Source organism: Nocardioides seonyuensis, from assembly GCF_004683965.1.
GTDB lineage: Bacteria > Actinomycetota > Actinomycetes > Propionibacteriales > Nocardioidaceae > Nocardioides > Nocardioides seonyuensis.
In genome coordinates, this window is the sequence record NZ_CP038436.1 from 839,333 (window position 1) to 865,169 (window position 25,837).

General features: G+C 68.0%; 35 protein-coding genes. 2 read left to right on the forward strand and 33 right to left on the reverse strand.

Translation table 11 applies throughout. The features are described from left to right. The first annotated feature begins 95 nt into the window (after positions 1 to 95). Together EXE58_RS04095 and EXE58_RS04100 are read left to right on the forward strand one after the other, a co-directional pair. Complete coding sequence (locus tag EXE58_RS04095; protein WP_167288681.1) at positions 96 to 1,310, forward strand: FHA domain-containing protein; 1,215 nt, start codon at positions 96 to 98, stop codon at positions 1,308 to 1,310. Next, entirely contained in the window at positions 1,307 to 2,710 is a 1,404-nt protein-coding gene (locus EXE58_RS04100; RefSeq protein WP_135266698.1) for a serine/threonine-protein kinase, read from the forward strand. The genes EXE58_RS04095 and EXE58_RS04100 overlap by 4 nt, the downstream gene beginning before the upstream one ends. Before the next feature lie 4 nt (positions 2,711 to 2,714). Here the strand turns inward: EXE58_RS04100 and EXE58_RS04105 are convergent, their stop codons facing one another. The 33 genes from EXE58_RS04105 to EXE58_RS04265 all read right to left on the reverse strand — a co-directional run bounded on the left by EXE58_RS04105 (position 2,715) and on the right by EXE58_RS04265 (position 25,832). Further along, positions 2,715 to 3,776, reverse strand: coding sequence for a TerC/Alx family metal homeostasis membrane protein (locus EXE58_RS04105; RefSeq protein ID WP_135266699.1), 1,062 nt, complete (start codon positions 3,774 to 3,776; stop codon positions 2,715 to 2,717). A 205-nt stretch (positions 3,777 to 3,981) separates the two neighbouring features. Then, positions 3,982 to 4,806, reverse strand: coding sequence for a type I methionyl aminopeptidase (gene map / locus EXE58_RS04110; protein WP_135266700.1), 825 nt, complete (start codon positions 4,804 to 4,806; stop codon positions 3,982 to 3,984). Between the two features lie 21 nt (positions 4,807 to 4,827). After that, the gene (locus tag EXE58_RS04115) at positions 4,828 to 5,403 is read right to left on the reverse strand and encodes an adenylate kinase (protein ID WP_135266701.1); all 576 of its coding nucleotides are present in this window, start codon (positions 5,401 to 5,403) and stop codon (positions 4,828 to 4,830) included. Between the two features lie 2 nt (positions 5,404 to 5,405). Continuing rightward, positions 5,406 to 6,701 (reverse strand): preprotein translocase subunit SecY, encoded by a 1,296-nt coding sequence (gene secY / locus EXE58_RS04120; RefSeq protein WP_135266702.1) that lies wholly within the window; start codon positions 6,699 to 6,701, stop codon positions 5,406 to 5,408. Between the two features lie 194 nt (positions 6,702 to 6,895). Then, complete coding sequence (rplO, locus tag EXE58_RS04125) at positions 6,896 to 7,336, reverse strand: 50S ribosomal protein L15 (protein ID WP_135266703.1); 441 nt, start codon at positions 7,334 to 7,336, stop codon at positions 6,896 to 6,898. Between the two features lies 1 nt (position 7,337). Continuing rightward, positions 7,338 to 7,520 (reverse strand): 50S ribosomal protein L30, encoded by a 183-nt coding sequence (gene rpmD / locus EXE58_RS04130; protein ID WP_135266704.1) that lies wholly within the window; start codon positions 7,518 to 7,520, stop codon positions 7,338 to 7,340. Continuing rightward, a complete protein-coding gene (gene rpsE, locus EXE58_RS04135; RefSeq protein WP_135266705.1) occupies positions 7,520 to 8,149 on the reverse strand; it encodes a 30S ribosomal protein S5 in 630 nt (209 codons plus the stop codon). Before rpsE ends, rpmD begins: the two co-directional genes overlap by 1 nt. A gap of 38 nt (positions 8,150 to 8,187) precedes the next feature. After that, positions 8,188 to 8,571 (reverse strand): 50S ribosomal protein L18, encoded by a 384-nt coding sequence (gene rplR, locus EXE58_RS04140; RefSeq protein WP_135266706.1) that lies wholly within the window; start codon positions 8,569 to 8,571, stop codon positions 8,188 to 8,190. Between the two features lies 1 nt (position 8,572). Beyond that, positions 8,573 to 9,115 (reverse strand): 50S ribosomal protein L6, encoded by a 543-nt coding sequence (rplF, locus tag EXE58_RS04145; RefSeq protein WP_135266707.1) that lies wholly within the window; start codon positions 9,113 to 9,115, stop codon positions 8,573 to 8,575. A gap of 29 nt (positions 9,116 to 9,144) precedes the next feature. Next, the gene (rpsH, locus tag EXE58_RS04150) at positions 9,145 to 9,564 is read right to left on the reverse strand and encodes a 30S ribosomal protein S8 (protein WP_135266708.1); all 420 of its coding nucleotides are present in this window, start codon (positions 9,562 to 9,564) and stop codon (positions 9,145 to 9,147) included. A 69-nt stretch (positions 9,565 to 9,633) separates the two neighbouring features. Then, entirely contained in the window at positions 9,634 to 9,819 is a 186-nt protein-coding gene (locus tag EXE58_RS04155) for a type Z 30S ribosomal protein S14 (RefSeq protein WP_135266709.1), read from the reverse strand. A gap of 1 nt (position 9,820) precedes the next feature. Beyond that, complete coding sequence (rplE, locus tag EXE58_RS04160) at positions 9,821 to 10,390, reverse strand: 50S ribosomal protein L5 (RefSeq protein WP_135266710.1); 570 nt, start codon at positions 10,388 to 10,390, stop codon at positions 9,821 to 9,823. A 1-nt stretch (position 10,391) separates the two neighbouring features. Beyond that, positions 10,392 to 10,748: a 50S ribosomal protein L24 gene (gene rplX, locus EXE58_RS04165; RefSeq protein ID WP_208544122.1), complete on the reverse strand. Its 357-nt coding sequence runs from the start codon at positions 10,746 to 10,748 to the stop codon at positions 10,392 to 10,394. A 3-nt stretch (positions 10,749 to 10,751) separates the two neighbouring features. After that, a complete protein-coding gene (gene rplN / locus EXE58_RS04170; protein WP_135266712.1) occupies positions 10,752 to 11,120 on the reverse strand; it encodes a 50S ribosomal protein L14 in 369 nt (122 codons plus the stop codon). A gap of 142 nt (positions 11,121 to 11,262) precedes the next feature. Further along, positions 11,263 to 11,532 (reverse strand): 30S ribosomal protein S17, encoded by a 270-nt coding sequence (gene rpsQ / locus EXE58_RS04175; protein WP_135266713.1) that lies wholly within the window; start codon positions 11,530 to 11,532, stop codon positions 11,263 to 11,265. After that, the gene (gene rpmC / locus EXE58_RS04180; RefSeq protein WP_135266714.1) at positions 11,529 to 11,759 is read right to left on the reverse strand and encodes a 50S ribosomal protein L29; all 231 of its coding nucleotides are present in this window, start codon (positions 11,757 to 11,759) and stop codon (positions 11,529 to 11,531) included. Before rpmC ends, rpsQ begins: the two co-directional genes overlap by 4 nt. After that, on the reverse strand, positions 11,759 to 12,178 hold the full coding sequence (gene rplP / locus EXE58_RS04185) for a 50S ribosomal protein L16 (RefSeq protein ID WP_135266715.1): 420 nt from the start codon (positions 12,176 to 12,178) through the stop codon (positions 11,759 to 11,761). Before rplP ends, rpmC begins: the two co-directional genes overlap by 1 nt. A 3-nt stretch (positions 12,179 to 12,181) precedes the next feature. Continuing rightward, positions 12,182 to 13,012, reverse strand: coding sequence for a 30S ribosomal protein S3 (rpsC, locus tag EXE58_RS04190; protein WP_135266716.1), 831 nt, complete (start codon positions 13,010 to 13,012; stop codon positions 12,182 to 12,184). Continuing rightward, positions 13,012 to 13,425 carry a 50S ribosomal protein L22 gene (gene rplV, locus EXE58_RS04195; RefSeq protein ID WP_135266717.1) on the reverse strand — a complete coding sequence of 138 codons (414 nt, stop codon included), beginning with the start codon at positions 13,423 to 13,425 and terminating at the stop codon, positions 13,012 to 13,014. The genes rpsC and rplV overlap by 1 nt, the downstream gene beginning before the upstream one ends. Continuing rightward, the gene (gene rpsS / locus EXE58_RS04200) at positions 13,422 to 13,703 is read right to left on the reverse strand and encodes a 30S ribosomal protein S19 (RefSeq protein WP_135266718.1); all 282 of its coding nucleotides are present in this window, start codon (positions 13,701 to 13,703) and stop codon (positions 13,422 to 13,424) included. Before rpsS ends, rplV begins: the two co-directional genes overlap by 4 nt. A 5-nt stretch (positions 13,704 to 13,708) precedes the next feature. Then, a complete protein-coding gene (rplB, locus tag EXE58_RS04205; RefSeq protein ID WP_135266719.1) occupies positions 13,709 to 14,545 on the reverse strand; it encodes a 50S ribosomal protein L2 in 837 nt (278 codons plus the stop codon). A 24-nt stretch (positions 14,546 to 14,569) separates the two neighbouring features. Then, positions 14,570 to 14,872 (reverse strand): 50S ribosomal protein L23, encoded by a 303-nt coding sequence (gene rplW / locus EXE58_RS04210; RefSeq protein ID WP_135266720.1) that lies wholly within the window; start codon positions 14,870 to 14,872, stop codon positions 14,570 to 14,572. Continuing rightward, positions 14,869 to 15,786, reverse strand: coding sequence for a 50S ribosomal protein L4, sunset domain variant (gene rplD / locus EXE58_RS04215; RefSeq protein WP_135266721.1), 918 nt, complete (start codon positions 15,784 to 15,786; stop codon positions 14,869 to 14,871). Before rplD ends, rplW begins: the two co-directional genes overlap by 4 nt. A gap of 2 nt (positions 15,787 to 15,788) precedes the next feature. Then, positions 15,789 to 16,466 carry a 50S ribosomal protein L3 gene (gene rplC, locus EXE58_RS04220; RefSeq protein ID WP_135266722.1) on the reverse strand — a complete coding sequence of 226 codons (678 nt, stop codon included), beginning with the start codon at positions 16,464 to 16,466 and terminating at the stop codon, positions 15,789 to 15,791. A 7-nt stretch (positions 16,467 to 16,473) separates the two neighbouring features. Next, positions 16,474 to 16,782: a 30S ribosomal protein S10 gene (gene rpsJ / locus EXE58_RS04225; RefSeq protein ID WP_008360994.1), complete on the reverse strand. Its 309-nt coding sequence runs from the start codon at positions 16,780 to 16,782 to the stop codon at positions 16,474 to 16,476. A 427-nt stretch (positions 16,783 to 17,209) separates the two neighbouring features. Then, positions 17,210 to 17,932: a tRNA (guanine(46)-N(7))-methyltransferase TrmB gene (gene trmB, locus EXE58_RS04230; protein WP_244242411.1), complete on the reverse strand. Its 723-nt coding sequence runs from the start codon at positions 17,930 to 17,932 to the stop codon at positions 17,210 to 17,212. Positions 17,933 to 18,047: 115 nt separating this feature from the next. Beyond that, on the reverse strand, positions 18,048 to 19,241 hold the full coding sequence (gene tuf / locus EXE58_RS04235; RefSeq protein WP_135266723.1) for an elongation factor Tu: 1,194 nt from the start codon (positions 19,239 to 19,241) through the stop codon (positions 18,048 to 18,050). A 76-nt stretch (positions 19,242 to 19,317) separates the two neighbouring features. Further along, entirely contained in the window at positions 19,318 to 21,435 is a 2,118-nt protein-coding gene (gene fusA, locus EXE58_RS04240; RefSeq protein ID WP_135266724.1) for an elongation factor G, read from the reverse strand. A gap of 86 nt (positions 21,436 to 21,521) precedes the next feature. After that, on the reverse strand, positions 21,522 to 21,992 hold the full coding sequence (gene rpsG, locus EXE58_RS04245; RefSeq protein ID WP_135266725.1) for a 30S ribosomal protein S7: 471 nt from the start codon (positions 21,990 to 21,992) through the stop codon (positions 21,522 to 21,524). Next, a complete protein-coding gene (rpsL, locus tag EXE58_RS04250) occupies positions 21,992 to 22,363 on the reverse strand; it encodes a 30S ribosomal protein S12 (protein ID WP_135266726.1) in 372 nt (123 codons plus the stop codon). The genes rpsG and rpsL overlap by 1 nt, the downstream gene beginning before the upstream one ends. A 135-nt stretch (positions 22,364 to 22,498) precedes the next feature. After that, positions 22,499 to 23,902: an MFS transporter gene (locus EXE58_RS04255; RefSeq protein WP_244242412.1), complete on the reverse strand. Its 1,404-nt coding sequence runs from the start codon at positions 23,900 to 23,902 to the stop codon at positions 22,499 to 22,501. Next, positions 23,826 to 24,287 carry a MarR family winged helix-turn-helix transcriptional regulator gene (locus EXE58_RS04260; protein WP_135266727.1) on the reverse strand — a complete coding sequence of 154 codons (462 nt, stop codon included), beginning with the start codon at positions 24,285 to 24,287 and terminating at the stop codon, positions 23,826 to 23,828. The genes EXE58_RS04255 and EXE58_RS04260 overlap by 77 nt, the downstream gene beginning before the upstream one ends. A 75-nt stretch (positions 24,288 to 24,362) precedes the next feature. Further along, entirely contained in the window at positions 24,363 to 25,832 is a 1,470-nt protein-coding gene (locus EXE58_RS04265; RefSeq protein WP_135266728.1) for an NCS2 family permease, read from the reverse strand. Positions 25,833 to 25,837 lie beyond the last annotated feature (5 nt).

A 25,837-nucleotide genomic window follows, 5' to 3' on the forward strand; every position in this document is an offset into this window, starting at 1 on the left:
ATCGGACAAGTCGAGGGTGGCGAGATGGGATGGCGACGCGTCCGGGCGGCTCATGCGCAACAATGGGCGGATACACGAATGCGAGGAGGGGGAACGTGCTCGTGGAGGCCAGGTACACACCGGGCCCTGGCGTGCTGGTCGGCAGCGGCGCGCGCTGGGTCCTGGTGACCGATCCGGGCGACGAGCGGCTCCTCTCACGACTCTGGGAGCTCGTCTCCACGCCGCAGCCTCTCGGGACGCCCGTGCTCGACGCAGTGGTGGCGCTGGTCGAGTCGGAGGCCACGCAGGCCAAGGACGGTGCACCCGTGGCGCTCGCCGCCGTCGACCTGACACCCGGCACCTCCACGTCCACCACTCTCGGCACCGGACGCGTGAGCGGGACGGGACAGACGCACGTGCTCACGCTCGCCGAAGCCACAGATTCCCCACCCGGCGACGACCGCCGACCGCTGGTCGCGGGGGTCGTCGGGGCAGTTGAGGTGGTCCTCCACGCGGCCCAGGCTCCGCCTCTCGGTGCTGCCGGCCGACCTGCGGTCCAGGTCACCGAGGCCCCCTCCGCGCCGACCACGGGGCTGATCGACGGGATCCCTGCGGAGATCCTCGCGGCGACCGGACCCGACGGGCCGCCGCCCCCGCGTCCACGCCAGCAGCAGCCGGAGTGGGTCTCCGCCCGGGACACCGGGTCGTCGGTCGACACGACCGAGCCGGACCCGCTCTTCGTGCAGCGGATCGAGGATGGTGGTCACACCACCATCCGCGCTCCCCACCCGCTCGAGGACGGGACGGACGACCACGACGGATCGACCGTGCACCGGCCCGCGCACCTCGCCCACGTCTCGGCCACGACGGTGCTCGCCGTCAGCTGTCCCCTCGGACACCTCACTGCCCCCACCGACCCTGTGTGCCGCACCTGCCACCAGCGAGTTGCGCCGCAGGAGCCGCGCCAGGTCCAGCGGCCCACCCTGGGAGGCCTCCGCCTGCCCACGGGCGAGGTCGTCCCGCTCGATCGTGGCGTGGTGCTGGGACGCAAGCCGGCCCCCGTCGAAGGCAGCACCGACTGGCCGCACCTGGTCCACCTGCCCCCTGCCCACTCCTTCGTCTCCCGGATGCACCTGCACATCGAGCTCGACGGCTGGGACGTCCTGGCCCGTGACCTCGACAGCCGTGGCGGCACCACCCTCGCGCAGCCCGGGCGGGAACCGCTCAGGATGAGCCCCGGAGAGGCCTACGTGCTGGAGTCCGGGGCCGTCCTCGACCTCGCCGAGGTCTACGCGGTCCGCTACGAGACCGGTCCGGTGTCCGCCCGGTGAGCGCGCCGAGCATCCCGGGTCTCCACTTCATCGAGCACCTCGGCAGCGGCGGCTTCGCTGACGTCTTCCTCTACGAGCAGGAGTGGCCGCGACAGCGGGTCGCGGTCAAGGTGGTCCGTCCCGACGTCCCCCTGACCACTCGTGAGAAGCAGCTCTTCGCAGCCGAGGCCAACTCCATGGCCCGACTCGCCGATCATCCCTACATCGTCTCCGTGATCACGGCGGGCATCACCCAGGACGGTCGCCCCTACCTCGTCATGCGCTACTGCCCGCCGCCAGACCTCGGCATCCGGGTCCGGTCCAACCCGATGCCCGTGGTGGACGCCGTGTCCACCGGCATCAAGCTCGCGAGCGCGATCGAGACCGCACACCGGTCGGGCATCATCCACCGCGACATCAAGCCCAGCAACGTCCTGGTCACGACCTACCACGAGCCCGCGCTCACCGACTTCGGCATCGCCGGCCACCTCGCCGACGTCGAGAGCGACCAGGACGTTCGCATCTCCTACCCGTGGTCGCCGCCGGAGCTGCTCGACGGTCGCTCCAACGGCTCGGTCGCCTCCGACGTCTACTCCCTCGGCGCCACGATCTGGCACCTCCTCGTCGGGCGGTCCCCGTTCTCGATCCCCGCCGGCGACAACTCCACCCGGGCCCTCAGCGCACGCATCCTGCACGCTCCCCCGCCCGCGACGCAGCGACCCGACGTGCCGCCAGCGCTCGACCGGCTGCTCCAGCAGTGCCTGGCCAAGCGCCCCGAGCACCGTCCACAGAGTGCGCTGGAGCTCGCTCGGGCGCTCCAGCGGATCGAGGCCGCCGCGCGCTGGCCGCGTACCTCGGTCGCCGTGGAGGGCGACCTGCCCGACGCGTCGGTGGCTGCCCGAGGAGACGACGAGGCCCCGCCCGAGGACGCCACCGTCATGAAGGCCGTCAAGGTCATCTCCGCGTCCGCTCCCCGTCAGGTCAGCGTCGACCCCTCCACCGAAGCCACCGACGAGGGGACGAGATCGGGGATCGCCGGCGCCGTGTGGGCCGTGGTCGGCGTCGTGGTGCTGGCCGTGCTGGTCGGATTCCTCGTCCTGGGCGAGGACGGCGACCGCCCGGACCCCGGCGTCGGGACACTCCCGACCGAGTCCCGGACGCCGGAGGACCTGATCCCCGACGTACTGTCCCGCTCACCCAGCCTCTCCGGCACCCGGACCCCTCGAGGAGTCGTCTTCAGATGGAGGAGTCCCGAGCCGCTGGAACCGGGCGACCGCTGGCTGTGGCGTCGGGACTCCGGCGCGTTCGAACGCACCACCAAGCGTGAGCTCCTCGTGCGCGAGCCCGGTCAGGTGTGCCTCGAGGTCTCCCTCGAACGCGGCAACGACCTGTCGCCGAGCGCCCGCGAGTGCGTGGCCTGAGCGGTCAGTCCTCGTCCCAGTCGCGACGCGGTCCGGTGGCGGCGTCCTGCTCGGCCGCAGTCATGCGGCGCGAGGCCCAGAGGCTGAGCACGGCGGTGATCGCCAAGGTCCCGATGATGACCGTCAGCGACAGCCAGATGGGGATCTCGAGCCAGTCGTAGTGCAACGGCTCGCCGCCGTTGATGAAGGGCAGCTCGTTCTCGTGCAGGGCGTGGAAGATCAGCTTGACGCCGATGAAGCCGAGCAGGAACGCCAATCCGTAGGAGAGGTAGACCAGGCGCTGGAGCAGGCCGCCGATGAGGAAGTAGAGCTGGCGCAGCCCCATCAGCGCGAAGATGTTCGCCGTGAACACCAGGTAGGGGTCCTTGGTCAGCCCGTAGATCGCCGGGATGGAGTCGAGCGCGAAGAGCAGGTCGGTGGTCCCCAGCGTGAGGACGACCAGGAACATCGGCGTGATGAGGCGCTTGCCGTTCTCGTGGGTGAACAGCTTGGTGCCGTTCCACTCCTTCGTCGCCGGGAGGTGGTTCTCGGCGAACTTCACCAGGCGGTTCTCTTCGTACTCGTCCTCGTCCTCGCCGCCCTCCTTGGCGAGCTTCACCGCCGTGTAGAGCAGGAACAGCCCGAAGAGGTAGAACACCCAGCTGAACTCGTTGATCGCGGCGGCGCCGATGACGATGAAGATGGCGCGCATGATCAGCGCCAGCACGATGCCGATCATCAGCGCGGTCTGCTGGTACTGCCTCGGGACGGCGAAGCTGTTCATGATGATGATGAAGATGAACAGGTTGTCGATCGAGAGCGAGTACTCGGTCAGCCACCCTGCGAAGAACTCGGGGCCGGGTGCTGGGGACAGGTCGTGCGGCTCGGCGAAGACCCAGAGGCAGATCCCGAAGAGCACGGCCATCCCGACGAAGAACGCCAGGTGTCGGCTGACCTCGGCCATGGTCGGCTCGTGCGGGCGGCGGGCGATGACCAGCAGGTCGACCAGCAGCACACCGACCGTGACGACGATGGTGACCAGCCAGATGGTGGGAGAGGCGACCGAGTCACCGAGCAGGACGTTCAAGCGTTTGACTCCTCCGGAGTAGACGTGGGCCGGTCCGGCTTCCGACCGGACCGCGTGCTCCGGAGGTCTCTTCCGTCAGCGGAGCCGACCGGTGGCACCGGGTGTCATGACAGGTCACTGCCCTCCACCGTACTGACGACGCCACCGCGGGGGAATACTCCCCTCCTGGTGGAGGAAACTCTCTCACAGGGTCGGTCGAGGACCCTCATCGACCGCCGAAGGGGACACCCATGTCGGCCAGGCGCGACGCTCCCCCGTCGACGGCCGTCAGGACCCAGGGCCCGTCGGAGGTCAGGGTGAAGGTGTGCTCGAAGTGCGCGGACAACGACCCGTCGACCGTGGCGACGGTCCACTCGTCGTCGAGCAGCGTGGTGTGCTTGCTCCCGAGCGTCACCATGGGCTCGACCGCCAGGGCGAGCCCCTCCACCAGCGAGGGCCCTCGTCCGGCCCGGCCGTAGTTGGGCACGTTGGGGCTCATGTGCATCTCGGTGCCGATGCCATGGCCGGTGTAGTCCTCGAGGATGCCGTAACGCCCCTGGGAGCGGACGTACTGCTCGACGGCGTGCGAGATGTCGGTGACGCGGCCACCGAGGCGCGCCGCAGCCATGCCGCGCCACAGGGACTCCTCGGTCACACGCATCAGCTCGAGGACCTCCGGACCGACGTCACCCACGGGCACCGTGATCGCCGCATCACCGTGCCAGCCGTCGACGATCGCGCCGCAGTCGATCGACACCACGTCGCCCTCCACCAGGACGCGGTCCCCCGGGATCCCGTGGACGACCTCGTCGTTGACGGAGGAGCAGATGGTGGCCGGGAACGGTGGGACGCCGTAGCCCAGGAACGACGGGACGCCGCCGTGGTCGCGGATGTTGGCCTCCGCCAGGCGGTCGAGGTCACCGGTGGTGGCTCCGGGCGTCACCGCGGCGCGGAGCAGCTCGAGGGTCTCCCCCACCAGCCTTCCCGCGACCCGCATCAGGTCGATCTGTTCGCGAGACTTGATCTCGAGGCCGCGGTCGCGAAATCCCATGGGATCGCCCAGCCCCGCCGCTCAGTCCGGGCGTACGGCGTCGAGCGCGGCGAAGACCCGTTGGGTGACCTCGGAGACCTCACCCATCCCGTCGACCTCGACCAGGAGCCCCCGCTCCCGGTAGACCCCGATGAGGGGCTCGGTCTGCTCGGCGTAGACCTCCTGCCGGCGACGGATCACCTCCTCGGTGTCGTCCGCGCGGCCCTCGACCTGGGCGCGCTGGAGGAGGCGCTCGACGATCTCGTCGGGGTCGACGGTCAGTACGACGACGGCGTCGAGCGAGTGCCCAGCCGGCTCGATCATCGAGTCGAGCTCCTCGACCTGTGCGAGGGTGCGGGGGTAGCCGTCGAGGAGGAACCCGGCGCTGGCGTCGGCCTCCCCGATGCGGTTGCGCACCATCTTGTTGGTGACCTCGTCGGGGACGTAGTCGCCGGCGTCCATGTAGCGCTGGGCCTCCAGGCCGAGCTCGGTGCCGGCGGCGACGTTGTGCCGGAAGATGTCGCCGGTGGAGATCGCCGGGACGCCGTAGTGCTCGGCGACGAACCTGGCCTGAGTGCCTTTGCCGGCCCCGGGTGGGCCCATGAGGATGAGACGCATGACTAGCGGAGGAACCCTTCGTAGTTGCGCTGCTGGAGCTGGCTCTCGATCTGCTTGACCGTGTCCAGCGCGACGCCGACCATGATGAGGATGGAGACGCCACCGAACGGGAAGTTCTGGTCGGCATTGATCAGAACGAAGGCGATCGACGGGACCAAGGAGATCATTCCGAGGTAGATGGCGCCGGGGAAGGTGATGCGGGAGAGGACGAAGGACAGGTAGTCCTCGGTCGGTCGGCCGGCCCGGATCCCGGGGATGAAGCCGCCGTACTTCTTCATGTTGTCGGCGACTTCCTTCGGGTCGAAGGTGATCGAGACGTAGAAGTAGACGAAGAAGATGATGAGGGCGAAGTAGACAGCCATGTAGAGCGGCTTGCCGGTGTTCACGAGGTTGTCGGCGATGAAGAGCAGCGCCGGGTTCTTGCTCTCGGGGTTGAACTGCACCGCCATCGCGGGCAGGTAGAGCAGCGATGAGGCGAAGATGACGGGGATGATCCCAGCCTGGTTGACCTTCAGCGGGATGTAGGTCGAGCTGCCGCCGAACATCTTGCGACCGACCATGCGGCGGGCGTACTGCACCGGGATGCGGCGCTGGGCCTGCTCGATGAAGATGATCGCTGCCACCAGGACGAGGCCGACGACCATGACGACCCCGAAGACCCACCAGCCGTTGGTCTTCTGCACGTTCCACAGGGACGAGGGGAAGGTGGCCACGACCTGGGCGAAGATCAGGATCGACATGCCGTTGCCGATGCCGCGGTCGGTGATGAGCTCACCCAGCCACATGATCACGGCGGTGCCCGCCGTCATCGTCACGACCATCACGAGGAAGGTCGCGGTGCCGTTGTCGTGCAGGAGGTCCTCCTGGCAGCCCTGGAGGAGCTGTCCCGAGCGAGCGAGGGCCACGATGCCGGTGGCCTGGAGCACGGCGAGCCCGAGCGTGAGGTAGCGGGTGTACTGGGTGATCTTGGTCTGCCCGGCCTGCCCCTCCTTCTTCAGGGTCTCCAGCCGCGGGATCACCACGACGAGGAGCTGGAGGATGATCGAGGCCGTGATGTAGGGCATGATCCCGAGCGCGAAGACGGCCAGTTGGAGGAGCGCTCCGCCCGAGAAGAGGTTGATCAGGCTGTAGAGGCCGTCCTCCTCGAGGTCGGCGATGCAGCTCTGGACGTTGGCGACGTTCACACCGGGGGTCGGCACCTGGGACCCGAGCCGGAAGATCGTGATGACCAGGAGTACGAACAGCAGCTTGCGCCGCAGGTCCGGCGTCCGGAAAGCGTTGGCGAAAGCGCCTAGCACTGGATCCTCTTTCGTGACGGGGCGCCGCGGCGCGGTGGGCGAGCGGCGAAGTGTGGTGCGATCCGCGACTCTGGTCGCGGACAGGCCCGGGGAAGCCTAACAGCCCGCTCCTCGTGTCCTGCCGGGAGACGCGAAGGCCCGGACGGAGTGGCGAGTGCCGCTGCTCCGACCGGGCCGACGCTGGTCTTCGTGCCTCAGATCGTGGTGGTGGTTCCGCCCGCGGCCTCGATCTTCTCCTTGGCGGAGGTCGAGAACGCGTCAGCACTCACCTGGACCGCGACAGCGATGTCGCCCTGGCCCAGGACCTTGACGGGCTGGCCCTTGCGGACGGCGCCCTTCTCGACCAGGTCCTCCACCGACACGGCGCCGCCGGCCGGGAAGAGGTCGTTGATCTTGTCGAGGTTGACGACCTGGAACTCCACCTTGAAGGGGTTCTTGAAGCCCTTCAGCTTGGGCAGGCGCATGTGGATCGGCATCTGGCCACCCTCGAAGGCGACCGGAACCTGGTAACGCGCCTTGGTGCCCTTGGTGCCTCGTCCGGCAGTCTTGCCCTTGGAGCCCTCACCGCGACCCACACGGGTCTTGGCGGTCTTGGCGCCAGGAGCGGGACGCAAGTGATGCAGCTTGAGCGTCATGTCACTCCACCTCCTCGACCGTCACGAGGTGACGGACAGTGTTGACCATGCCCCGGATCTCCGGGCGGTCTTCCTTGACGACGACATCGCCGATCCTCTTCAGACCGAGCGTGCGCAGGGTCTCGCGCTGGTTGGCCTTGAGCCCGACCCGGCCGCGCTTCTGCTGGACCTTGAGCTGTGCCATTACTGGGACACCCCCGCAGCCGCGATCTCGGTCGACTCGGCGCGCGCCTTGAGCAGGGCGGCCGGAGCGACGTCCTCGACCCGCATGCCACGGCGTGCGGCCACGGCCTCGGGCTCCTCGAGCATCTTCAGGGCAGCCACCGTCGCGTGGACGATGTTGATCTGGTTGGAGGAGCCGAGCGACTTGCTCAGCACGTCGTGGATGCCGGCGCACTCCAGCACGGCGCGCACGGGGCCACCCGCGATGACACCGGTACCGGGAGCAGCGGGACGCAGCAGGACCACGCCTGCAGCCTTCTCGCCCTGCACCGGGTGCGGGATCGTGCCCTGGACGCGCGGGACCTTGAAGAACTGCTTCTTGGCCTCCTCGACGCCCTTGGCGATCGCCGCGGGAACTTCCTTCGCCTTGCCGTAGCCGACGCCGACCAGACCCTCACCGTCACCGACGATCACGAGGGCGGTGAAGCTGAAGCGACGACCACCCTTCACGACCTTGGCGACACGGTTGATCGCAACGACGCGCTCGATGTAGGCGGTCTTCTCGGCACCCTGGCCGCGACGGTCGTCGCGATTGCGACGGTCGCCGCCCTGGCGCTCGCCACTGCGCTGTCCGCGCTGGGCTCCGCTCATGAGACTTTCTCCTCTTTCAGAATTCTTCGCGTGGGCGATCAGAACTGAAGGCCGCCCTCGCGGGCAGCATCAGCAAGGGCCGCAATACGACCGTGGTACTTGTTGCCGGCGCGGTCGAAGACGACGCCCTCGACACCCGCGGCCTTGGCGCGCTGGGCAACCAGCTCACCGACCTGCTTGGCCTTGGCGGTCTTGTCGCCGCTGACGGCGCGGACGTCCGCCTCCATCGTGGAGGCGTAGGCCAGCGTCGCGCCCCGCAGGTCGTCGACGACCTGGACGCTGAGGTGCTTCGCCGACTTGGTGACCACGAGCCGCGGACGCTCGGCAGTGCCGGCGACGCGCTTGCGACCCCGGACCTGGCGCCGCAGACGGGCCTTGACGCGACCGGCGGTGTGCTTGTTGTTGGACAGCGAGATCGCCATGTCACTTACCAGCCTTTCCGACCTTGCGGCGGATCTGCTCGCCGGCGTATCGCACGCCCTTGCCCTTGTAGGGCTCGGGCTTGCGGAGCTTGCGGATCTTCGCCGCAGTCTCACCAACCAGCTGCTTGTCGATGCCGACGACGCCGAGCTTGGTGGGGCCGTCGGTGGTGAACGTGATGCCTTCGGGGGCGTCGAAGGTGATCGAGTGGGAGTAGCCGAGCTGGAACTCCAGCTGGGTGGGTCCCTTGGGCAGGACTCGGTAGCCCACGCCCACGATCTCGAGCTTCTTCTCGTATCCCTCGGTGACACCGACGACCATGTTGTTGATCAGGGTGCGGGTGAGCCCGTGCAACGAGCGGCTCTCGCGCTCGTCGTTGGGGCGCTTCACCTCGAGGACGCCGTCCTCACCCTTCTCCACGACGATCGGGGCGCTGACTTCGTGCGACAGGGTGCCCTTGGGGCCCTTGACGGTCACCAGCGCCTGGTCGATGGCCACGTCGACGCCGGACGGGACCGCGATGGGGAGCTTGCCAATTCGCGACATTGCTCTGTTCTCTCTTTCCGGTCTCGTCGTTACCAGACGTAGGCGAGGACTTCCCCACCCACGCCCTTCTGGTTGGCCTGGCGGTCGGTCAGCAGTCCCTGGCTCGTCGAGATGATCGCGACGCCGAGCCCACCGAGGACCCGGGGCAGGTTGGTGGACTTGGCGTACACGCGCAGTCCGGGCTTGCTGATGCGGCGGACACCGGCGATCGAACGCTCACGGGTGCGGCCGTACTTGAGGGTGATGGTGAGCGTCTTGCCGACCACCGCCTCACCCTCGGCGGAGACGTTGTCGTTGACCTCGAAGGAGGTGATGTAACCCTCCTGCTTGAGGATCTCGGCGAGGCCTGCCTTCATCTTGCTGTAAGGCATGGACACCACGTCGTGGTACGCCTGGTTGGCGTTGCGCAGACGCGTCAGCATGTCTGCGATCGGGTCAGTCATGGTCATGGGATTGGGTGTTCTCTCTCTTCTGTGGTTTCCCGCGCGAGCGGGACCTTCAGCGGTTTGAAGTGGTGGTCACCAGGAGGACTTGGTCACGCCGGGCAGCTCGCCGCGGTGTGCCATCTCCCGAAGGCAGATGCGGCACAGGCCGAACTTCCGGTAGACAGCCTTGGGCCGGCCGCAGCGCTGGCAGCGGGTGTAGCCCCGGACCTTGAACTTCGGCTTGCGGGCGGCCTTGACCTTGAGTGCAGTCTTCGCCATGTCAGTTCTCCTTGAACGGGAAGCCGAGCTGCTTCAGCAGCGCGCGGCCCTCGTCGTCGTTGGTCGCAGTGGTGACGATCGTGATGTCCATGCCTCGCGAGCGGTCGATCTTGTCCTGGTCGATCTCGTGGAACATGACCTGCTCGGTGAGACCGAAGGTGTAGTTGCCGCGGCCGTCGAACTGCTTGGGCGAGAGCCCACGGAAGTCGCGGATGCGGGGCAGCGCCAGGGACAGGAGGCGGTCGAGGAACTCCCACATCCGGTCGCCCCGCAGCGTGACGTGGGCGCCGATCGGCATTCCCTCGCGCAGCTTGAACTGGGCGATCGACTTGCGGGCCTTGGTCACCGAGGGCTTCTGGCCGGTGATCGCGGTGAGGTCCTTGATGGCACCCTCGATCAGCTTGGAGTCGCGAGCTGCCTCGCCGACACCCATGTTGACGACGATCTTGGTCAGGCCCGGGACCTGCATGACGTTCTTGATGTCGAACTCGGTGCGAAGCGCCGGGAGGATCTCCTCGCGGTAACGCGCCTTGAGCCGAGGTCCACTGGTCGTCTCGGTCGTCTCAGCCATCTCAGATCTCCTTGCCGGTCTTGCGCGACACGCGGGTCGAGCGCGTCGCGGCGTAGGTCGAGCCGTCGGGACGGCGCTTGGTGACCTCGTCACGGCGGAACCCGACACGGGTGACGCCGTCACCCTCGACCAGCATCACGTTGGAGACGTGGATCGGTGCCTCGACGTTGATGATGCCGCCGCTGTTGGCGCCGGCCTGCTGGGTGGCCTTCGTGTGCCGCTTGACGCGGTTGACACCCTCGACGACCACGCGCTGCTCCTCGCGGTGCACCGAGATGACCTTGCCCTGGGCGCCCTTGTCCTTGCCGGCGATGACCTTGACGGTGTCGCCCTTCTTGATGCTCATTCCCTTACCCATCTCTCACAACACCTCCGGGGCGAGCGAGATGATCTTCATGAAGCGCTTCTCGCGCAGCTCACGGCCGACGGGGCCGAAGATGCGAGTGCCGCGGGGCTCGCCGTCGGACTTGAGGATGACGGCGGCGTTCTCGTCGAAGCGGATGTAGGAACCATCTGCGCGGCGACGCTCCTTGACGGTGCGCACGATCACGGCCTTGACGACGTCGCCCTTCTTGACGTTGCCACCGGGGATGGCGTCCTTGACGGTGGCGACGATGACGTCACCGATGCCGGCGTAGCGACGGCCAGAGCCACCGAGAACACGGATGCAGAGGATCTCCTTCGCACCGGTGTTGTCGGCGACCTTGAGTCGCGACTCCTGCTGGATCATTGGTTTCTCCTGGTTGTCGAGCTGGTTCTCGTTCCCGTCAGGGAGACGAGCCTGGCCGAACTGGTGGGGTGGTCCGGCGCGAGCGCCGGGCGAACTGAGCGTGCCGTCGAGCGGGCTGCTGCCCAGACCGACGGCACGTCGGTCACTTGGCCTTCTCGAGGACCTCGATCAGGCGCCAGCGCTTGGTGGCCGACAGCGGACGGGTCTCCATGATGACGACCCGGTCGCCGATGCCACACTCGTTCTGCTCGTCGTGCGCCTTCAGTCGCGAGGTCTTGCGCAGGACCTTGCCGTAGAGGGCGTGCTTCACGCGGTCCTCGACCGCGACGACGATGGTCTTGTCCATCTTGTCGCTGACGACCAGGCCCTCGCGGACCTTGCGCGTGTTGCGCTCGGTGGAGTTGGTGCTCATGCGTTGGCCTCCGGGGTGCTGCGAATGCCGAGCTCACGCTCGCGCAGCACGGTGTAGATGCGGGCGATGTCCTTCTTGACCGTGCGGAGACGGCCGTGGCTCTCCAGCTGGCCGGTGGCCGCCTGGAAGCGGAGGTTGAAGAGCTCCTCCTTGGCCTCGCGCAGCTTGCCCTCGAGGTCAGCCGCGTTGAGCTCGTCGAGCTCGAAGGCGTTCAGCTTGGTTGCCATCAGAATTCACCTGCCTCGCGGGAAATGAACCGGCACTTCATCGGGAGCTTGTGCATCGCTCGGCGCATGGCCTCGCGAGCGGTCTCCTCGTCGACACCGGAGAGTTCGAACATGACGCGGCCGGGCTTGACGTTGGCGACCCACCACTCGGGAGAACCCTTGCCCGAACCCATGCGGGTCTCGGCAGGCTTCTTGGTCAGCGGGCGGTCGGGGTAGATGTTGATCCAGACCTTTCCGCCTCGCTTGATGTGACGGGTCATGGCGATACGGGCCGACTCGATCTGTCGGTTGGTCACGTAGTGACCCTCGACTGCCTGGATCCCGAAGTCGCCGAAGGCCAGCGAGGTGCCGCCCTTGGCCGCACCACGCCGCTTGGGGTGGTGCTGCTTGCGGTGCTTGACGCGACGGGGCATCAACATGGGTCAGCCCTCCTGGTTCTCTGCGGGAGCCGCGGCCACCGCGGTGTCGCCACCGGCCGGAGCCTCGGTGACCGCGGGCGCGTCGGTTCGCGGGGCGCGGTCGCCACGCGAGCCACGGCTCGGGCGCTCGCCGCCACGGGTCGGACGGTTGCCGCCACGACCGGGGGCGCCGGCGCGAGCGGCCTGCTGGGCCTGGCGCTCGGCACGGGTGCCGGCGACCTCGCCCTTGTAGATCCAGACCTTCACGCCGATCCGGCCGAAGGTCGTCTTGGCCTCGTAGAAGCCGTAGTCGATGTCCGCACGCAGCGTGTGCAGGGGCACGCGACCCTCGCGGTAGAACTCGGTGCGCGACATCTCAGCGCCGTTGAGCCGACCCGAGCACTGGATCCGGATGCCCTTGGCACCCGAGCGCATCGAGGTCTGCATCGCCTTGCGCATGGCCCGACGGAACTGGACGCGGCCGGCGAGCTGCTCGGCAACGCCCTGGGCGACGAGCTGTGCGTCGACCTCGGGGCTCTTCACCTCGAGGATGTTGAGCTGCACCTGCTTGCCGGTGAGCTTCTCGAGCTCGCCACGGATGCGGTCGGCCTCGGCGCCGCGGCGACCGATGACGATGCCCGGGCGCGCGGTGTGGATGTCGACGCGCACGCGGTCACGCGTCCGCTCGATCTCCACCTTGGAGATACCGGCCCGCTCCATGCCCTTGGAGAGCAGCTTGCGGATGGCGACGTCCTCGCCCACGTAGCTCTTGTAGAGCTTGTCGGCGTACCAACGGCTCTTGTGGTCGATGGAGATTCCGAGACGGAAGCCGTTCGGGTTGATCTTCTGGCCCATCAGGCACCCTTTCCGTTCAGGTTGGCCGGCTGCACCACGAGCGTGATGTGGCTGGTGCGCTTGTTGATACGGGTCGCCCGACCCTGCGCACGCGGACGCCAGCGCTTCATGGTGGGGCCTTCGTCGACCATCGCGACCGACACGACGAGGTCGGCCCGGTTGAGCCCCTCGGTGGTCTCGGCGTTGGCGATGGCGCTCTCCAGCACCTTGTAGACGGTCTCGGAGGCGGCCTGCGGCGCGAACTGCAGCAGCGCCAGGGCCTCGTCGACGGGAAGACCGCGGACCATGTCGACGACACGGCGAGCCTTCATGGGGGTGATCCGCACGTAGCGGGCGCTCGCGAAGGCGCCCGGCTGGTCACCGAGCAGCGTCTCGCGGCGGGCGCTGGTGCGCCGGCGCTCCTCGACACTCATCGACGCTTCCCCTTCCGGTCTTCCTTCACGTGCCCGCGGTAGGTGCGGGTGGGTGCGAACTCCCCGAGCTTGTGGCCGACCATGGAGTCGGTCACGAAGACAGGGACGTGCTTGCGACCGTCGTGCACGGCGATGGTGTGTCCGATCATGTCGGGCACGATCATCGACCGGCGCGACCAGGTCTTGATGACGTTGTGGCTGCCCTTCTCGTTCTCGGCGTCCACCTTCTTCTGAAGGTGGTCGTCGATGAAGGGGCCCTTCTTCAGGCTGCGTGGCATGTCGGTTACTTCCTACCCTTGCCGGACTTGCGACGACGGATGATCTGGGAGTCGGAGGCCTTGCGCTTGCGCGTGCGGCCCTCGGGCTTGCCCCAGGGCGAGACGGGGTGACGACCACCGGACGTCTTGCCCTCACCACCACCGTGCGGGTGGTCGACCGGGTTCATGACGACACCGCGGACGGTCGGACGGCGGCCCTTCCAGCGCATGCGGCCGGCCTTGCCCCAGTTGATGTTCGACTGCTCGGCGTTGCCGACCTCGCCGACCGTGGCGCGGCAGCGCACGTCGACGTAGCGCATCTCGCCGGAGGGCAGACGCAGGGTGGCGCGGCTTCCCTCACGAGCGACCAGCTGGGCCGACATCCCCGCGGAGCGGGCCAGCTTGGCCCCGCCACCGGGACGCAGCTCCACGCAGTGGATGGTGGTACCGACCGGGATGTTGCGCAGCGGCAGGTTGTTGCCGGGCTTGATGTCGGCGTTGGGGCCGGACTCCACGGGCGTGCCCTGGGTCAGGTCCTTCGGCGCGACGATGTAGCGCTTCTCGCCGTCTGCGTAGTGCAGCAGCGCGATGCGAGCCGTGCGGTTGGGGTCGTACTCGATGTGAGCGACCTTGGCCGGCACGCCGTCCTTGTCGTAGCGACGGAAGTCGATGATGCGGTAGGCACGCTTGTGACCGCCACCGTGGTGCCGGGTGGTGATCCGGCCCTGGTTGTTGCGGCCGCCCTTCTTGGGCAGCGGACGCGTCAGCGACTTCTCCGGCGTGGTCCGGGTGATCTCGACGAAGTCGGCCACCGAGGAGCCACGACGGCCCGGGGTGGTCGGCTTGTACTTGCGGATAGCCATGTTCAATCAGTCCTATTCCGGCGCTCAGCCGACCTGGCCGAAGATGTCGATGCGGTCGCCCTCGGCGAGGCTGACGATGGCCCGCTTGGTGTTGGCACGCTTGCCGATGCCGTAGCGGGTGCGACGCGTCTTGCCCTGGCGGTTGATCGTGTTGACAGAGGTGACCTTGACGTTGAAGACCTTCTCGACCGCGATCTTGATCTCGGTCTTGTTGGCGTCCGGGTGGACGATGAAGGTGTACTTGTTGGCGTCGAGCAGGCCGTAGCTCTTCTCGGAGACGACCGGCGCGATCAGGATGTCGCGGTGGTCCTTGTGCAGGGTGCTCACTTGTCGTCCTCCTTCGCGGCAGAGCCACCGGCACGCGTGAAGCCGGCGGCCTCGGCGTCCTCGGCGCTCTTGAACCAGAACTCGGCCTCGGTGGCGTCGTACCACTGGCCGTCAGGCTCGTGGTAAAGGCCGGAGTCGGCGTTGCCCTTGATCTCGTAGCCCTTGGGGGCCTTGCCGCTCTTGAGCGGGGCCTTGGCGCCCTTGGGCAGCTCGACGGCCTCGGTGGTCGTGGCGGTGTCCTCGGCCGGAACCTCGGCGAAGGCCTTGACCTCGGTGGCCTCGGCCGCAGGGGCCTTGGCAGTCTTGGCCGGGGCTGCGCTGACGCCGTTGACGAAGACGTCGTAGGCGCCCTTGGTGAACACCACGTCGTCAGAGGCGAGCACGTCGTAGGTGTTGAGCTGGTCGACAGCGACGATGTGCACCTGCGGCGCGTTGCGCAGCGAGAGCCAGGTCAGCGAGTCGGAGCGCTCGAGCACCACGAGGTAGCGCGACCGGTCGGTCAGCGTCGTGAGGGACGCCAGAGCGGCCTTGGTCGAGGGCTTGTCGCCCGAGACCAGTCCGTCCACCACGTGAACGCGGTCGTTGCGGGCCCGGTCGGAGAGGGCGCCGCGCAGGGCGGCAGCCTTCATCTTCTTGGGGGTGCGCTGGTCGTAGCTGCGCGGCTGCGGTCCGTGGACCGTGCCACCGCCGGCGAACTGGGGCGCGCGGGTCGAGCCCTGTCGGGCGCGGCCGGTGCCCTTCTGCTTGTAGGGCTTGCGACCACCGCCGCGGACCTCGCCGCGGGTCTTGGTGGAGTGCGTGCCCTGGCGCGCGGCGGCCTGCTGGGCGACGACCACCTGGTGGATCAGGGGGACGTTGACCTCGACGTCGAAGATCTCGGAGGGCAGGTCCACCTTGACGGTCTTGACAGCCATGCTCAGGCCTCCTTGCCGGTGGTGAGGGTGTTCTTGGCGGCGGAGCGCAGGACCACGAGGCCGCCCCGGGGGCCGGGAACGGCACCCTTGAGGAGGATCAGGCCCTTCTCGGCGTCGATCGCGTGCACGGTGATGTTCTGCGTGGTGATCGTGTCGTGACCCATCCGACCGGACATGCGCGTGCCCTTGAACACGCGGCCCGGGGTGGCGCAGGCACCGATGGAACCAGGCTTGCGGTGGTTGCGGTGCGCACCGTGGGAGGCGCCCACGCCGGAGAAGCCGTGACGCTTCATCGTGCCGGCGAAGCCCTTGCCCTTGCTGGTGCCGGTGACGTCGATCTCCTCGCCGGCGGCGAAGGTGTCGACGCCGAGCTCCTGGCCCACGGTGTAGGTGGAGGCGTCAGCGGTGCGGATCTCCGCGACGTGGCGACGGGGCGTGACCCCTGCCTTGGAGAAGTGACCGGCCTCGGGCTGGTTGACCTTGCGGGCCTCGATCTCGCCGAACCCGACCTGGATGGCGTTGTAGCCATCGGTCTCGGGCTGACGGACCTGGGTCACCACGTTGGTGCTGGCCGCGATCACGGTGACGGGGACGACACGGTTGTTCTCGTCCCAGAGCTGGGTCATGCCGAGCTTGGTGCCCAGCAGCCCCTTCACGTTGCGTTCGAAAGTCTTTGCCATCTCAGCCTCAGAGCTTGATCTCGATGTCGACACCGGCAGGAAGGTCCAGGCGCATCAACGAGTCGACGGTCTTGGGCGTCGGGTCGATGATGTCGATGAGGCGCTTGTGGGTGCGCATCTCGAAGTGCTCGCGGGAGTCCTTGTACTTGTGGGGCGAGCGGATGACGCAGTAGACGTTCTTCTCGGTCGGCAGCGGCACAGGGCCGGCGACCTTCGCACCCGTGCGGGTGACTGTGTCCACGATCTTCCGCGCCGAGGTGTCGATCACCTCGTGGTCATAGGCCTTGAGCCTGATGCGGATCTTCTGTCCCGCCATAGGTCTCTCTCGTCCTCTTCGATCTCGTACGGCCCCGATGGGGTGTACCGCGTGCTGGTCTGGTCTCGGCTCCTGCCCGGGTGGGCTGGTGCCGCCTGTTCTCTCCCACCCGCTCCCACCCCCGAGGTCGGGCGTGTCGCGCTGGTTTCTCGCGATGCCCGGTGATTTCTCACCGGGTGGTGGAGCGTGTTGGGTGTCTCCGAAGGTTCTTCGGATCTGGTCGGGTCTCGGACCAGCCTGTCCGAGGTCTCGGACTCTGGTTCGGCGCGGCGCACGCGAACCACTGGCATCGATCAAGGAGACGCGATTCAGAAGTCAATGTGTGCCGCACCCCGGCACCCGCCGGAGCAACCGGACAATACTGACAGACGGGTGTGCGGCACGCCAAATCGTGCCCGCCGTACGGCTCCGGGAACGGCCGCGCGGCTCAGACGCGGTGATAGGCGAAGTCGTGGATTTCTCGCCCCACCTCGACGCCCTTGCGCTCGAACTTGGTGACCGGACGCTCCTCCCACCGCGGCACGGGACCGCCCGCGAGCAGCGGTTCGGCGCCCAGGACCGCGCGCATCTGGTCGGCGTAGTCGGCCCAGTCCGTCGCCAGCCGCCACTCGGCACCGACCGCCAACCGGCTGGCGGCCAATGCCGCGAAGCGGGCATCCACGAGCCTGCGCTTGTGGTGCTTCTTCTTCGGCCATGGGTCGGGGAAGAAGGTCCAGAGGCCCACGAGCTCCCCGGGGCCCACCACGTGCTCGATCATCCACGCGGCATCGACCGAGCAGAAGCGGACGTTCTCGGCGCCGGCGGCCGCCACCTCGGCCAGGCTGGCCGCCACGCCCGGCCGCCACACCTCCAGCGCCAGGACGTTCACCTGGGGGCGGGTGGCGGCCAGGGCACCGGTGGCCTCCCCCACGCCGGGCCCGATCTCGACGATGAGGGGTGCCTCGCGACCGAACCAGTCGGCCAGTCGGAAACCGCTCTCGTCGACCACCTCGTCGGGGATGACCCAGTCGGCGGAGTGGGCGTCCCATGCCTCCTGCTGGGAGGGCGTGAACCGGCTCCCACGCCGCGAGTAGGACAGCACCTCGCGCATGCGGCGGCCGTCCTCGGTCAGCTTGTGGTGGGGCCGGGCGGGGCGGACAGGCTCGTTCACGACTCCATCCTGTGCCATCTCGTCCCCACTTCCCGCATCGAGACGCGAGGTCCGGAACAGCACGAGGCCCCGCCTCCCAGCGTGGGAGACGGGGCCTGGTGGGTGAAGCGCTAGATCACTTGGTGATCTTGGTGACGCGGCCGGCGCCGACGGTGCGGCCACCCTCACGGATGGCGAACCGCAGGCCCTCGTCCATGGCGATGGGCTGGATGAGCTCGACCGACATCTCGGTGTTGTCACCCGGCATGACCATCTCGGTGCCCTCGGGCAGGGTCACAACACCGGTCACGTCAGTCGTACGGAAGTAGAACTGCGGACGGTAGTTGTTGAAGAACGGCGTGTGACGGCCGCCCTCGTCCTTCGAGAGGATGTAGACCGAGGCCTCGAAGTTGGTGTGCGGGGTGGTCGTGCCCGGCTTGATCACGACCATGCCGCGCTCGATGTCCTCGCGCTTGGTGCCACGGAGCAGGAGCCCGACGTTCTCGCCGGCCTGGCCCTCGTCGAGAAGCTTGCGGAACATCTCGACACCGGTCACGGTGCTCTTCTGGGCCACGTCGCGGATGCCGATGATCTCGACCTCCTCGTTGACCTTGACGATGCCGCGCTCGATACGACCGGTGATGACGGTGCCACGACCGGTGATCGTGAAGACGTCCTCGACGGGCATGAGGAACGGCTTGTCGGTCTCACGCTCGGGGGTCGGGATGTAGTCGTCGACCGCCTGCATGAGCTCGGCAACCGAGTCGCCCCACTTGGCGTCGCCCTGCAGCGCCGGGAAGGCGGCAACGCGGACCACGGGGATGTCGTCGCCCGGGAACTCGTACTCGGAGAGGAGCTCGCGCACCTCCATCTCGACGAGCTCGATGAGCTCCTCGTCGTCGACCATGTCGCACTTGTTGAGCGCCACGACCAGGGCGGGCACGCCGACCTGGCGGGCGAGCAGCACGTGCTCGCGGGTCTGCGGCATCGGGCCGTCGGTGGCGGCGACCACGAGGATCGCGCCGTCCATCTGGGCCGCGCCGGTGATCATGTTCTTGATGTAGTCCGCGTGACCGGGGCAGTCGACGTGTGCGTAGTGACGCGCCTCGGTCTGGTACTCGACGTGCGCGATCGAGATGGTGATACCGCGCTGGCGCTCCTCGGGAGCCTTGTCGATCTGGTCGAACGCCGAAGCCTCGTTGAGGTCCGGGTACTTGTCGTGCAGCACCTTGGTGATCGCCGCGGTCAGCGTCGTCTTGCCGTGGTCGATGTGACCGATCGTGCCGATGTTGACGTGCGGCTTGGTCCGCTCGAACTTCGCCTTAGCCACTGGGGCTCCTCCTGGTTGGTTACTTGCTTGACTCGTGGTTGGGGGTGGTGCGTGTGCCGAGGATCCGAGGCGAGGACTACTCGCCGCGAACCTTCTTGATGATCTCGTCGGCGATGTTCGTGGGAACCTCGGCGTACGAGTCGAACTCCATCGAGTACGACGCCTGACCAGAGGTCTTGGACCTCAGGTCGCCAACGTACCCGAACATCTCTGACAGCGGCACGAGGGCTGACACGACCATGTCGCCGTGACGCTCCTCCTGCGCTTGAATCTGCCCGCGGCGCGAGTTGATGTCGCCGATGACCGTGCCGAGGAAGCTCTCCGGCGTGGTCACCTCCACGGCGAACATCGGCTCGAGCAGGACCGGCCGGGCCTTGCGGGCGGCTTCCTTGAAGGCCTGGTTGCCGGCGATCTTGAAGGCCAGCTCGGAGGAGTCGACGTCGTGGTAGGCGCCGTCCTCGAGCGAGAACTTCACGTCGACCATCGGGTAGCCGGCGAGCACGCCGAACTCCATGGCCTCCTGGCCGCCCTGGTCGACCGAGGGGATGTACTCCTTGGGGACACGACCGCCGGTGACGTTGTTGACGAACTCGTAGCCGGCGCCGGTGCCGGTCTCGGGGTCGATGTTGGGGCCGAGGTTGACCACGACCTTCGCGAACTGACCCGAGCCACCGGTCTGCTTCTTGTGGGTGTAGGAGTGCTTCTCCACCGTGTTGCGGATGGTCTCGCGGTAGGCCACCTGGGGCTTGCCGACGGTCGCCTCGACGCGGAACTCGCGCTTCATGCGGTCGACGAGGATCTCGAGGTGGAGCTCGCCCATGCCGGCGATGATCGTCTGGCCGGTCTCTTCGTCGGCCTTGACCGTGAAGGTCGGGTCCTCGTCGGAGAGGCGCTGGATCGCGGTGCCGAGCTTCTCCTGGTCACCCTTGGTCTTGGGCTCGATGGCGACCTCGATCACCGGCGCCGGGAACGTCATCGACTCGAGGACGACCTGGTTGGACGGGTCACACAGGGTGTGTCCGGTCTTGGTGTCCTTGAGGCCCATGACGGCCACGATCTGGCCGGCGCCGACCGACGCGATCTCCTCACGCTTGTTGGCGTGCATCTGGTAGACCTTGCCGATCCGCTCCTTGCGGCCGTTGACCGAGTTGACCACGGTCGAGCCGGCCTCGAGCTTGCCGGAGTAGACCCGGACGTAGATCAGCTTGCCGAGGTGGGGGTCGGACGCGATCTTGTAGGCGAGGCCGGAGAACGGCTCGTCGTCCGACGGCTTGCGCAGGACGGCCTTCTCCTCGTCGCGGGGGTCGTGACCCTCGATCGCGTCGATGTCGAGCGGGGAGGGCAGGTAGTTGACGACCGCGTCGAGCAGGGGCTGGACGCCCTTGTTCTTGAAGGCGGTGCCGCACAGGACCGGGTTGAGCTTGTCGGCCAGCGTGGCGCGGCGGATGGCGGCGTGGAGCTCCTCGACGGTGAAGTTCTCATCACCCTCGTCGAGGTACTTCTCCATGATGGTGTCGTCGGCCTCGGCGAGGGTCTCGATGAACTTCTCGCGGTACTCGGCGGCCTTGTCGGCGAGCTCGGCCGGGATCTCCTCGATCTCGTAGTCCTCGCCCATCTTGGTCTCACCGCGCCAGGTGAGCGCGCGCATGCCCACCAGGTCGACGACGCCCAGGAAGTCGGACTCGGCACCGATCGGCAGCTGGAGGACCAGCGGCGTGGAGTTGAGGCGCTCGACCATCATGTCGACGCAACGGAAGAAGTCGGCACCGGTGCGGTCGAGCTTGTTGACGAAGCACATGCGGGGGACGGAGTACTTGTTGGCCTGGCGCCACACCGTCATGGTCTGGGGCTCGACACCGGCGACACCGTCGAAGACGGCGACGGCCCCGTCGAGGACGCGCAGCGAGCGCTCGACCTCGGCGGTGAAGTCGACGTGGCCGGGGGTGTCGATGATGTTGATCTGGTGGTCCTTCCACCAGCAGGTCGTCGCGGCGGACGTGATGGTGATGCCGCGCTCCTGCTCCTGCTCCATCCAGTCCATCGTGGCGCCACCCTCGTGGACCTCACCGATCTTGTAGGTGATGCCGGTGTAGAAGAGGATGCGCTCGGTGGTGGTGGTCTTGCCGGCGTCGATGTGCGCCATGATGCCGATGTTGCGGACCTTGTTGAGGTCGGTGGTGATGTCGACGGCCACGTCTGTGTCTCAGTCCCTCGGAAGTTGGTGGGGGCGGTGGGTCACGGCGTACGACGCCCTGGTGGGGGTGTCGTACGCCGTGGAGGTCACCAGCGGTAGTGGGCGAAGGCCTTGTTGGACTCGGCCATCTTGTGCGTGTCCTCGCGCTTCTTCACAGCGGCACCCAGGCCGTTGCTGGCGTCGAGGATCTCGTTCATCAGGCGCTCGGCCATGGTCTTCTCACGGCGGTCGGCGGCGTAGCCCACGAGCCAGCGCAGCGCGAGGGTCGTGCTGCGGTTGGCCTTGACCTCGACGGGGACCTGGTAGGTCGCGCCGCCGACGCGGCGGGACTTGACCTCGATGGCCGGCTTGACGTTGTCGAGCGCGCGCTTGAGGGTGACGACCGGGTCGGTGCCGGTCTTCTCGCGGCAGCCCTCGAGGGCGGTGTAGACGATGCGCTGGGCAACGGCCTTCTTGCCGTCCTGGAGGACCTTGCTGACGAGCTGGGTGACGATCTGGGAGCCGTAGACCGGGTCGACGACGAGGGGGCGCTTGGGAGCGGGACCCTTGCGAGGCATTACTTCTCCTTCTTCGCGCCGTAGCGGCTGCGGGCCTGCTTGCGGTTCTTGACACCCTGGGTGTCGAGCGAGCCGCGGATGATCTTGTAGCGGACACCGGGAAGGTCCTTCACACGGCCGCCGCGCACGAGCACGATCGAGTGCTCCTGGAGGTTGTGGCCGACACCCGGGATGTAAGCGGTGACCTCGACGCCACTGCTGAGGCGCACGCGGGCGACCTTGCGGAGGGCGGAGTTCGGCTTCTTCGGGGTGGTGGTGTAGACGCGCGTGCACACTCCACGGCGCTGCGGTGATCCCTTCAGGGCAGGCGTCTTGGACTTCGACACCTTGTCCTGGCGGCCCTTGCGGACCAGCTGGTTGATGGTGGGCACCTGGTGGTTCCCTTTCTTTTCTGCTCTCAGTACCTGACGCCTTGCCGGGCACGATGATGTTGCGGCGGAGCGGGTGGTGCGGAATGGTGCTGCGCGCGGCCCGGGCCGCTCGCCCCCAAGAGCCGGGGCGGCTGGCTACTTCTGTGCACGCGCGATGGCCTGGTCGTCCCAGACACGAGGAACGAGACTACTCGGCGCCGGAACGGCGGTCAAAGTGAGCCGACCGCGGCCCAGGAACGCGAGTCCGGCGAGCGCCACTCCGCCGATGGTGAGCAGTCCGCCACCGAGGAGGGTCCACCGGGCTCCCCACTCCTCACCGATCCACCCGATCAGGGGTGCTCCGACCGGAGTTCCGCCCATGAAGACCATGAGGTAGAGCGCCATGACCCTCCCGCGCACGCCTGCCTCGGTGTTGAGCTGCATGTAGGTGTTGGCGCTGGTGATGAGGGTCAACGCGCTGAGCCCCGTGAGCGGGGTCAGGACGGCGAAGGTCACGTAGGTCGGCATGGTGCCGGCGAGGAAGACTGTCGCGCCGAACACCAGCGCGGAGCCGACGACCAGGCGCAGGCGCACCACCGGCCGGCGGGCAGCGAGCAACGCTCCTGTCAGGGACCCGATCGCCAGGAAGGATCCCAGCAGGCCGAACTCCCCCGCCCCCTTGCCGAACACCTCGGTGGCCATCAGGGCCGAGGTGATCTGGAAGTTGAGGCCGAAGGTCCCGGCGAAGAACACGATCGCGAGGACGAGCACGAGGTCGGGCCTCGCACGGACGTAGGCCACGCCCTCGAGCACAGCCCCGCGGCGCCGTTCGACCAGCGCCGGCGAGTCGAGGAGGCCGGCGTCGAGCCGGCGCAGGGTCCAGATGGGAGCGGCGTACGACACGGCGTTGAAGGCGATGACCCAGCCGGTGGCGCTCACTCCCCCGCCCAACGCGGCGATGAGGAGTCCGGCAAGGCCGGGACCCACCAGCCGTGCAGCGTTGAAGCTGGCGGAGTTGAGGCCCACCGCGTTGCTCAGGTCGGTGGGGTCGACGAGCTCGGAGACGAACGACTGCCTGGCCGGGGCGTCGAACGCGGAGGCTGTCCCGAGCAGGAACGCCAGGACGTAGACGTGCCAGAGCTCGGCCGCACCGGTGAGGGCCAGCCCTGCCAGCGCGACGGCGGGCACTGCCATGCCCAGGTTGGTGAGCTGGAGGAGGCGTTGCTTGGGCATCCGGTCGGCGACGACGCCGGCGAGCGGCGTGAAGATCAGGAAGGGCAGGAACTGCAGGCCGGTCGTGATGCCCAGGGCGGTCCCGCCGGCTGAGCCGGCGAGCTGGAGGACCAGCCAGTCCTGGGCGACGCGTTGCATCCAGGTGCCGGTGTTGGACACGACACCGCCGGCGGCGTAGAGCCGGTAGTTGGGGTTGGCGAGGGAGCGGAAGGTGGGGCTCGTGGTGACTCCTGTCAGGTTCGGGAGGTGGTCAGTCGGCCAGGGCGAGGCTGGCCAGGATGGGCGCCGCGGCGCGCAGGACGTCGCGCTCGTCGTGCGTGAGGTCACGCAGCCGACGGGCGAGCCATGCGTCGCGACGCCGGCGGTCGGCGAGGACCGCGTCGCGCCCCGGGCCGGTCAGGGAGACCACGACCTGCCGGCCGTCGGTCTCGTGGGGGCGGCGTACGACGAAGCCGCCGGCCTCGAGGCAGTTGACGGTTCGGGTCATCGAGGGCGGCTGCACCCGTTCAGCGCGGGCCAGGTCGCCCACCGACTGGTCGCCGTCGCGCAGCAGCAGTCCCAGGACGACCATCTGGCCGATGCTGAGCTCGTTGTCGGGGTGACGCTCGGCCGCCAGCCTCCGGCGCAACCTCATGACGGAGTGCCGGAGCTCGGAGGCGAGTCCCGCGTCGGTACGGGCTGTCCGACGCTCAGGAACGGCTGTGGTGGTCATGGTACTTAGCGTAACTCATTACCCTCGCTAAGCATTCCCCGAAGAATCCGGTGCCCGACGGTGGGCTCGCGGGACTCAGGTGAGCAAGGAGGTGAGCGGGTCGATCGCGAAGTAGACGACGAACAGCGCCGCGACGACCCACATGAGCGGGTGCACCTCGCGCACCTTGCCCAGGACGATCTTGATGAGGACGAAGGCCAGGAACCCGGCGCCGATCCCGACGGTGATCGAGTAGGTGAAGGGCATCAGCACAATGGTCAGGAACGCAGGGATGGCGATCTCGAGGTCGTCCCAGTCGATGCCCGTGACCTGCTGCATCATCAGGAAGCCGACGAGCACGAGGGCCGGGACGGCCGCCTCGGACGGGATCGCCTCGACCACCGGGGTCAGGAAGGTCGCGAGAAGGAAGAGCACGCCCGTCACGATCGAGGCCAGGCCTGTGCGGGCACCCTCGCCCACGCCCGACGCCGACTCGATGTAGGAGGTGTTGCTGGAGACGCCGGCGGCCCCTCCCGCGATGGCGGCGAGGGAGTCGACGACGAGGATCCGCTGCGTGTGCGGCGGGACGCCCTCCTCGTCGTTGAGGCCGGCCTCTGCGCCGATCGCGGTCATCGTGCCCATCGTGTCGAAGAAGTCGGCCAGCATGAGCGAGAAGACGAGGAGCACCGCTGCGACGACGCCGATGGACGAGAATGCTCCGAAGAGCGAGACGTCGCCGACGGTGCCGAAGTCGGGAACTCCGACGAAGTCGCTGGGAAGCTGCGGGATGCTCAGCACCCAGCCGAGTCCGTTGTCGTCGTCCCCCAGCACCGCCTCGACCACGAAGGCCAGCACGGTGGTGACGAGGATCCCGATGAGGATCGCGCCCTTGACGTGGCGCACCCACAGGCCGACGAGCAGCACCAGTCCGAGGGCGAACACCAGCACCGGCCACCCCGACAGCTGGCCGCCGGACCCGAGCTGGACCGGCACCGTCGTCTGGGCTGCGTCGGGGATGCGCGTGACGAACCCGGCGTCGACGAAGCCGATCAGGGCGATGAACAGGCCGATGCCGACCGAGATCGCGACCTTGAGCTGCTGCGGCACGGCGTGGAAGACCGCGGTGCGGAACCCGGTGAGCACGAGCACCAGGATCACCAGGCCCTCCAGGACCACCAGTCCCATGGCGTCGGCCCAGGTCGACTGGGTGGCGATGGCCACCGCCACGAAGGCGTTGAGCCCGAGGCCGGTGGCGAGGGCGAGCGGGAAGTTGGCCACCGCACCCATCAGGATCGTCAGGACGCCAGCCACCAGGGCGGTGCCGGCCGCGATGACGGGCAGGTTGGAACCGTCGCCTGCGCCACCACCGAGGAAGGCGCCCTCGGAGTCGGGCACGAAGCCGAGGATCAGCGGGTTCAGCACGATGATGTAGGCCATCGTGAGGAACGTGACGACACCGCCACGGACCTCTCGGCCGACCGTGCTGCCGCGCTCGGTGATCTTGAAGAAGCCGTCCAGCCCCGAGGGGCTCGCGGGGCGGGGCGCAGTCGTGGTCTCGTCGGTCACGCGCC

Bases quoted from the DNA above. Each gene is read 5' to 3' on its own strand.
- rplR (WP_135266706.1), bottom strand. From the start codon at position 8,571: ATGGCGATCTCGCTGTCCAACAACAAGCACACCGCCGGTCGCGTCAAG.
- rplF (WP_135266707.1), bottom strand. From the start codon at position 9,115: ATGTCGCGAATTGGCAAGCTCCCCATCGCGGTCCCGTCCGGCGTCGAC.
- rpsS (WP_135266718.1), bottom strand. From the start codon at position 13,703: ATGCCACGCAGCCTGAAGAAGGGCCCCTTCATCGACGACCACCTTCAG.
- rplP (WP_135266715.1), bottom strand. From the start codon at position 12,178: ATGTTGATGCCCCGTCGCGTCAAGCACCGCAAGCAGCACCACCCCAAG.
- rpsJ (WP_008360994.1), bottom strand. From the start codon at position 16,782: ATGGCGGGACAGAAGATCCGCATCAGGCTCAAGGCCTATGACCACGAG.
- rpmC (WP_135266714.1), bottom strand. From the start codon at position 11,759: ATGGCAACCAAGCTGAACGCCTTCGAGCTCGACGAGCTCAACGCGGCT.
- rplB (WP_135266719.1), bottom strand. From the start codon at position 14,545: ATGGCTATCCGCAAGTACAAGCCGACCACCCCGGGCCGTCGTGGCTCC.
- rpsE (WP_135266705.1), bottom strand. From the start codon at position 8,149: ATGAGCGGAGCCCAGCGCGGACAGCGCAGTGGCGAGCGCCAGGGCGGC.
- rplD (WP_135266721.1), bottom strand. From the start codon at position 15,786: ATGGCTGTCAAGACCGTCAAGGTGGACCTGCCCTCCGAGATCTTCGAC.
- rpsC (WP_135266716.1), bottom strand. From the start codon at position 13,012: ATGGGCCAGAAGATCAACCCGAACGGCTTCCGTCTCGGAATCTCCATC.
- rplX (WP_208544122.1), bottom strand. From the start codon at position 10,748: ATGGGTAAGGGAATGAGCATCAAGAAGGGCGACACCGTCAAGGTCATC.
- EXE58_RS04260 (WP_135266727.1), bottom strand. From the start codon at position 24,287: ATGACCACCACAGCCGTTCCTGAGCGTCGGACAGCCCGTACCGACGCG.
- rpsG (WP_135266725.1), bottom strand. From the start codon at position 21,992: ATGCCTCGCAAGGGTCCCGCTCCCAAGCGCCCCCTCGTCGTCGACCCG.
- rplV (WP_135266717.1), bottom strand. From the start codon at position 13,425: ATGAGTGTCGAGGAGCGCCGGCGCACCAGCGCCCGCCGCGAGACGCTG.
- rplC (WP_135266722.1), bottom strand. From the start codon at position 16,466: ATGGCAAAGACTTTCGAACGCAACGTGAAGGGGCTGCTGGGCACCAAG.
- rpsQ (WP_135266713.1), bottom strand. From the start codon at position 11,532: ATGAGCACCAACTCCACCGAGCGCAACACGCGCAAGGTCCGCGAGGGC.
- EXE58_RS04115 (WP_135266701.1), bottom strand. From the start codon at position 5,403: ATGCGTCTCATCCTCATGGGCCCACCCGGGGCCGGCAAAGGCACTCAG.
- rplN (WP_135266712.1), bottom strand. From the start codon at position 11,120: ATGATCCAGCAGGAGTCGCGACTCAAGGTCGCCGACAACACCGGTGCG.
- EXE58_RS04155 (WP_135266709.1), bottom strand. From the start codon at position 9,819: ATGGCGAAGACTGCACTCAAGGTCAAGGCCGCCCGCAAGCCGAAGTTC.
- rpsH (WP_135266708.1), bottom strand. From the start codon at position 9,564: ATGACCATGACTGACCCGATCGCAGACATGCTGACGCGTCTGCGCAAC.
- map (WP_135266700.1), bottom strand. From the start codon at position 4,806: ATGGGATTTCGCGACCGCGGCCTCGAGATCAAGTCTCGCGAACAGATC.
- rpmD (WP_135266704.1), bottom strand. From the start codon at position 7,520: ATGGCACAGCTCAAGGTCCAGCAGAAGCGCGGCCGGGTCGGGCTCAAG.
- rplO (WP_135266703.1), bottom strand. From the start codon at position 7,336: ATGACGCTCAAGCTGCATCACTTGCGTCCCGCTCCTGGCGCCAAGACC.
- rplE (WP_135266710.1), bottom strand. From the start codon at position 10,390: ATGGCTGAGACGACCGAGACGACCAGTGGACCTCGGCTCAAGGCGCGT.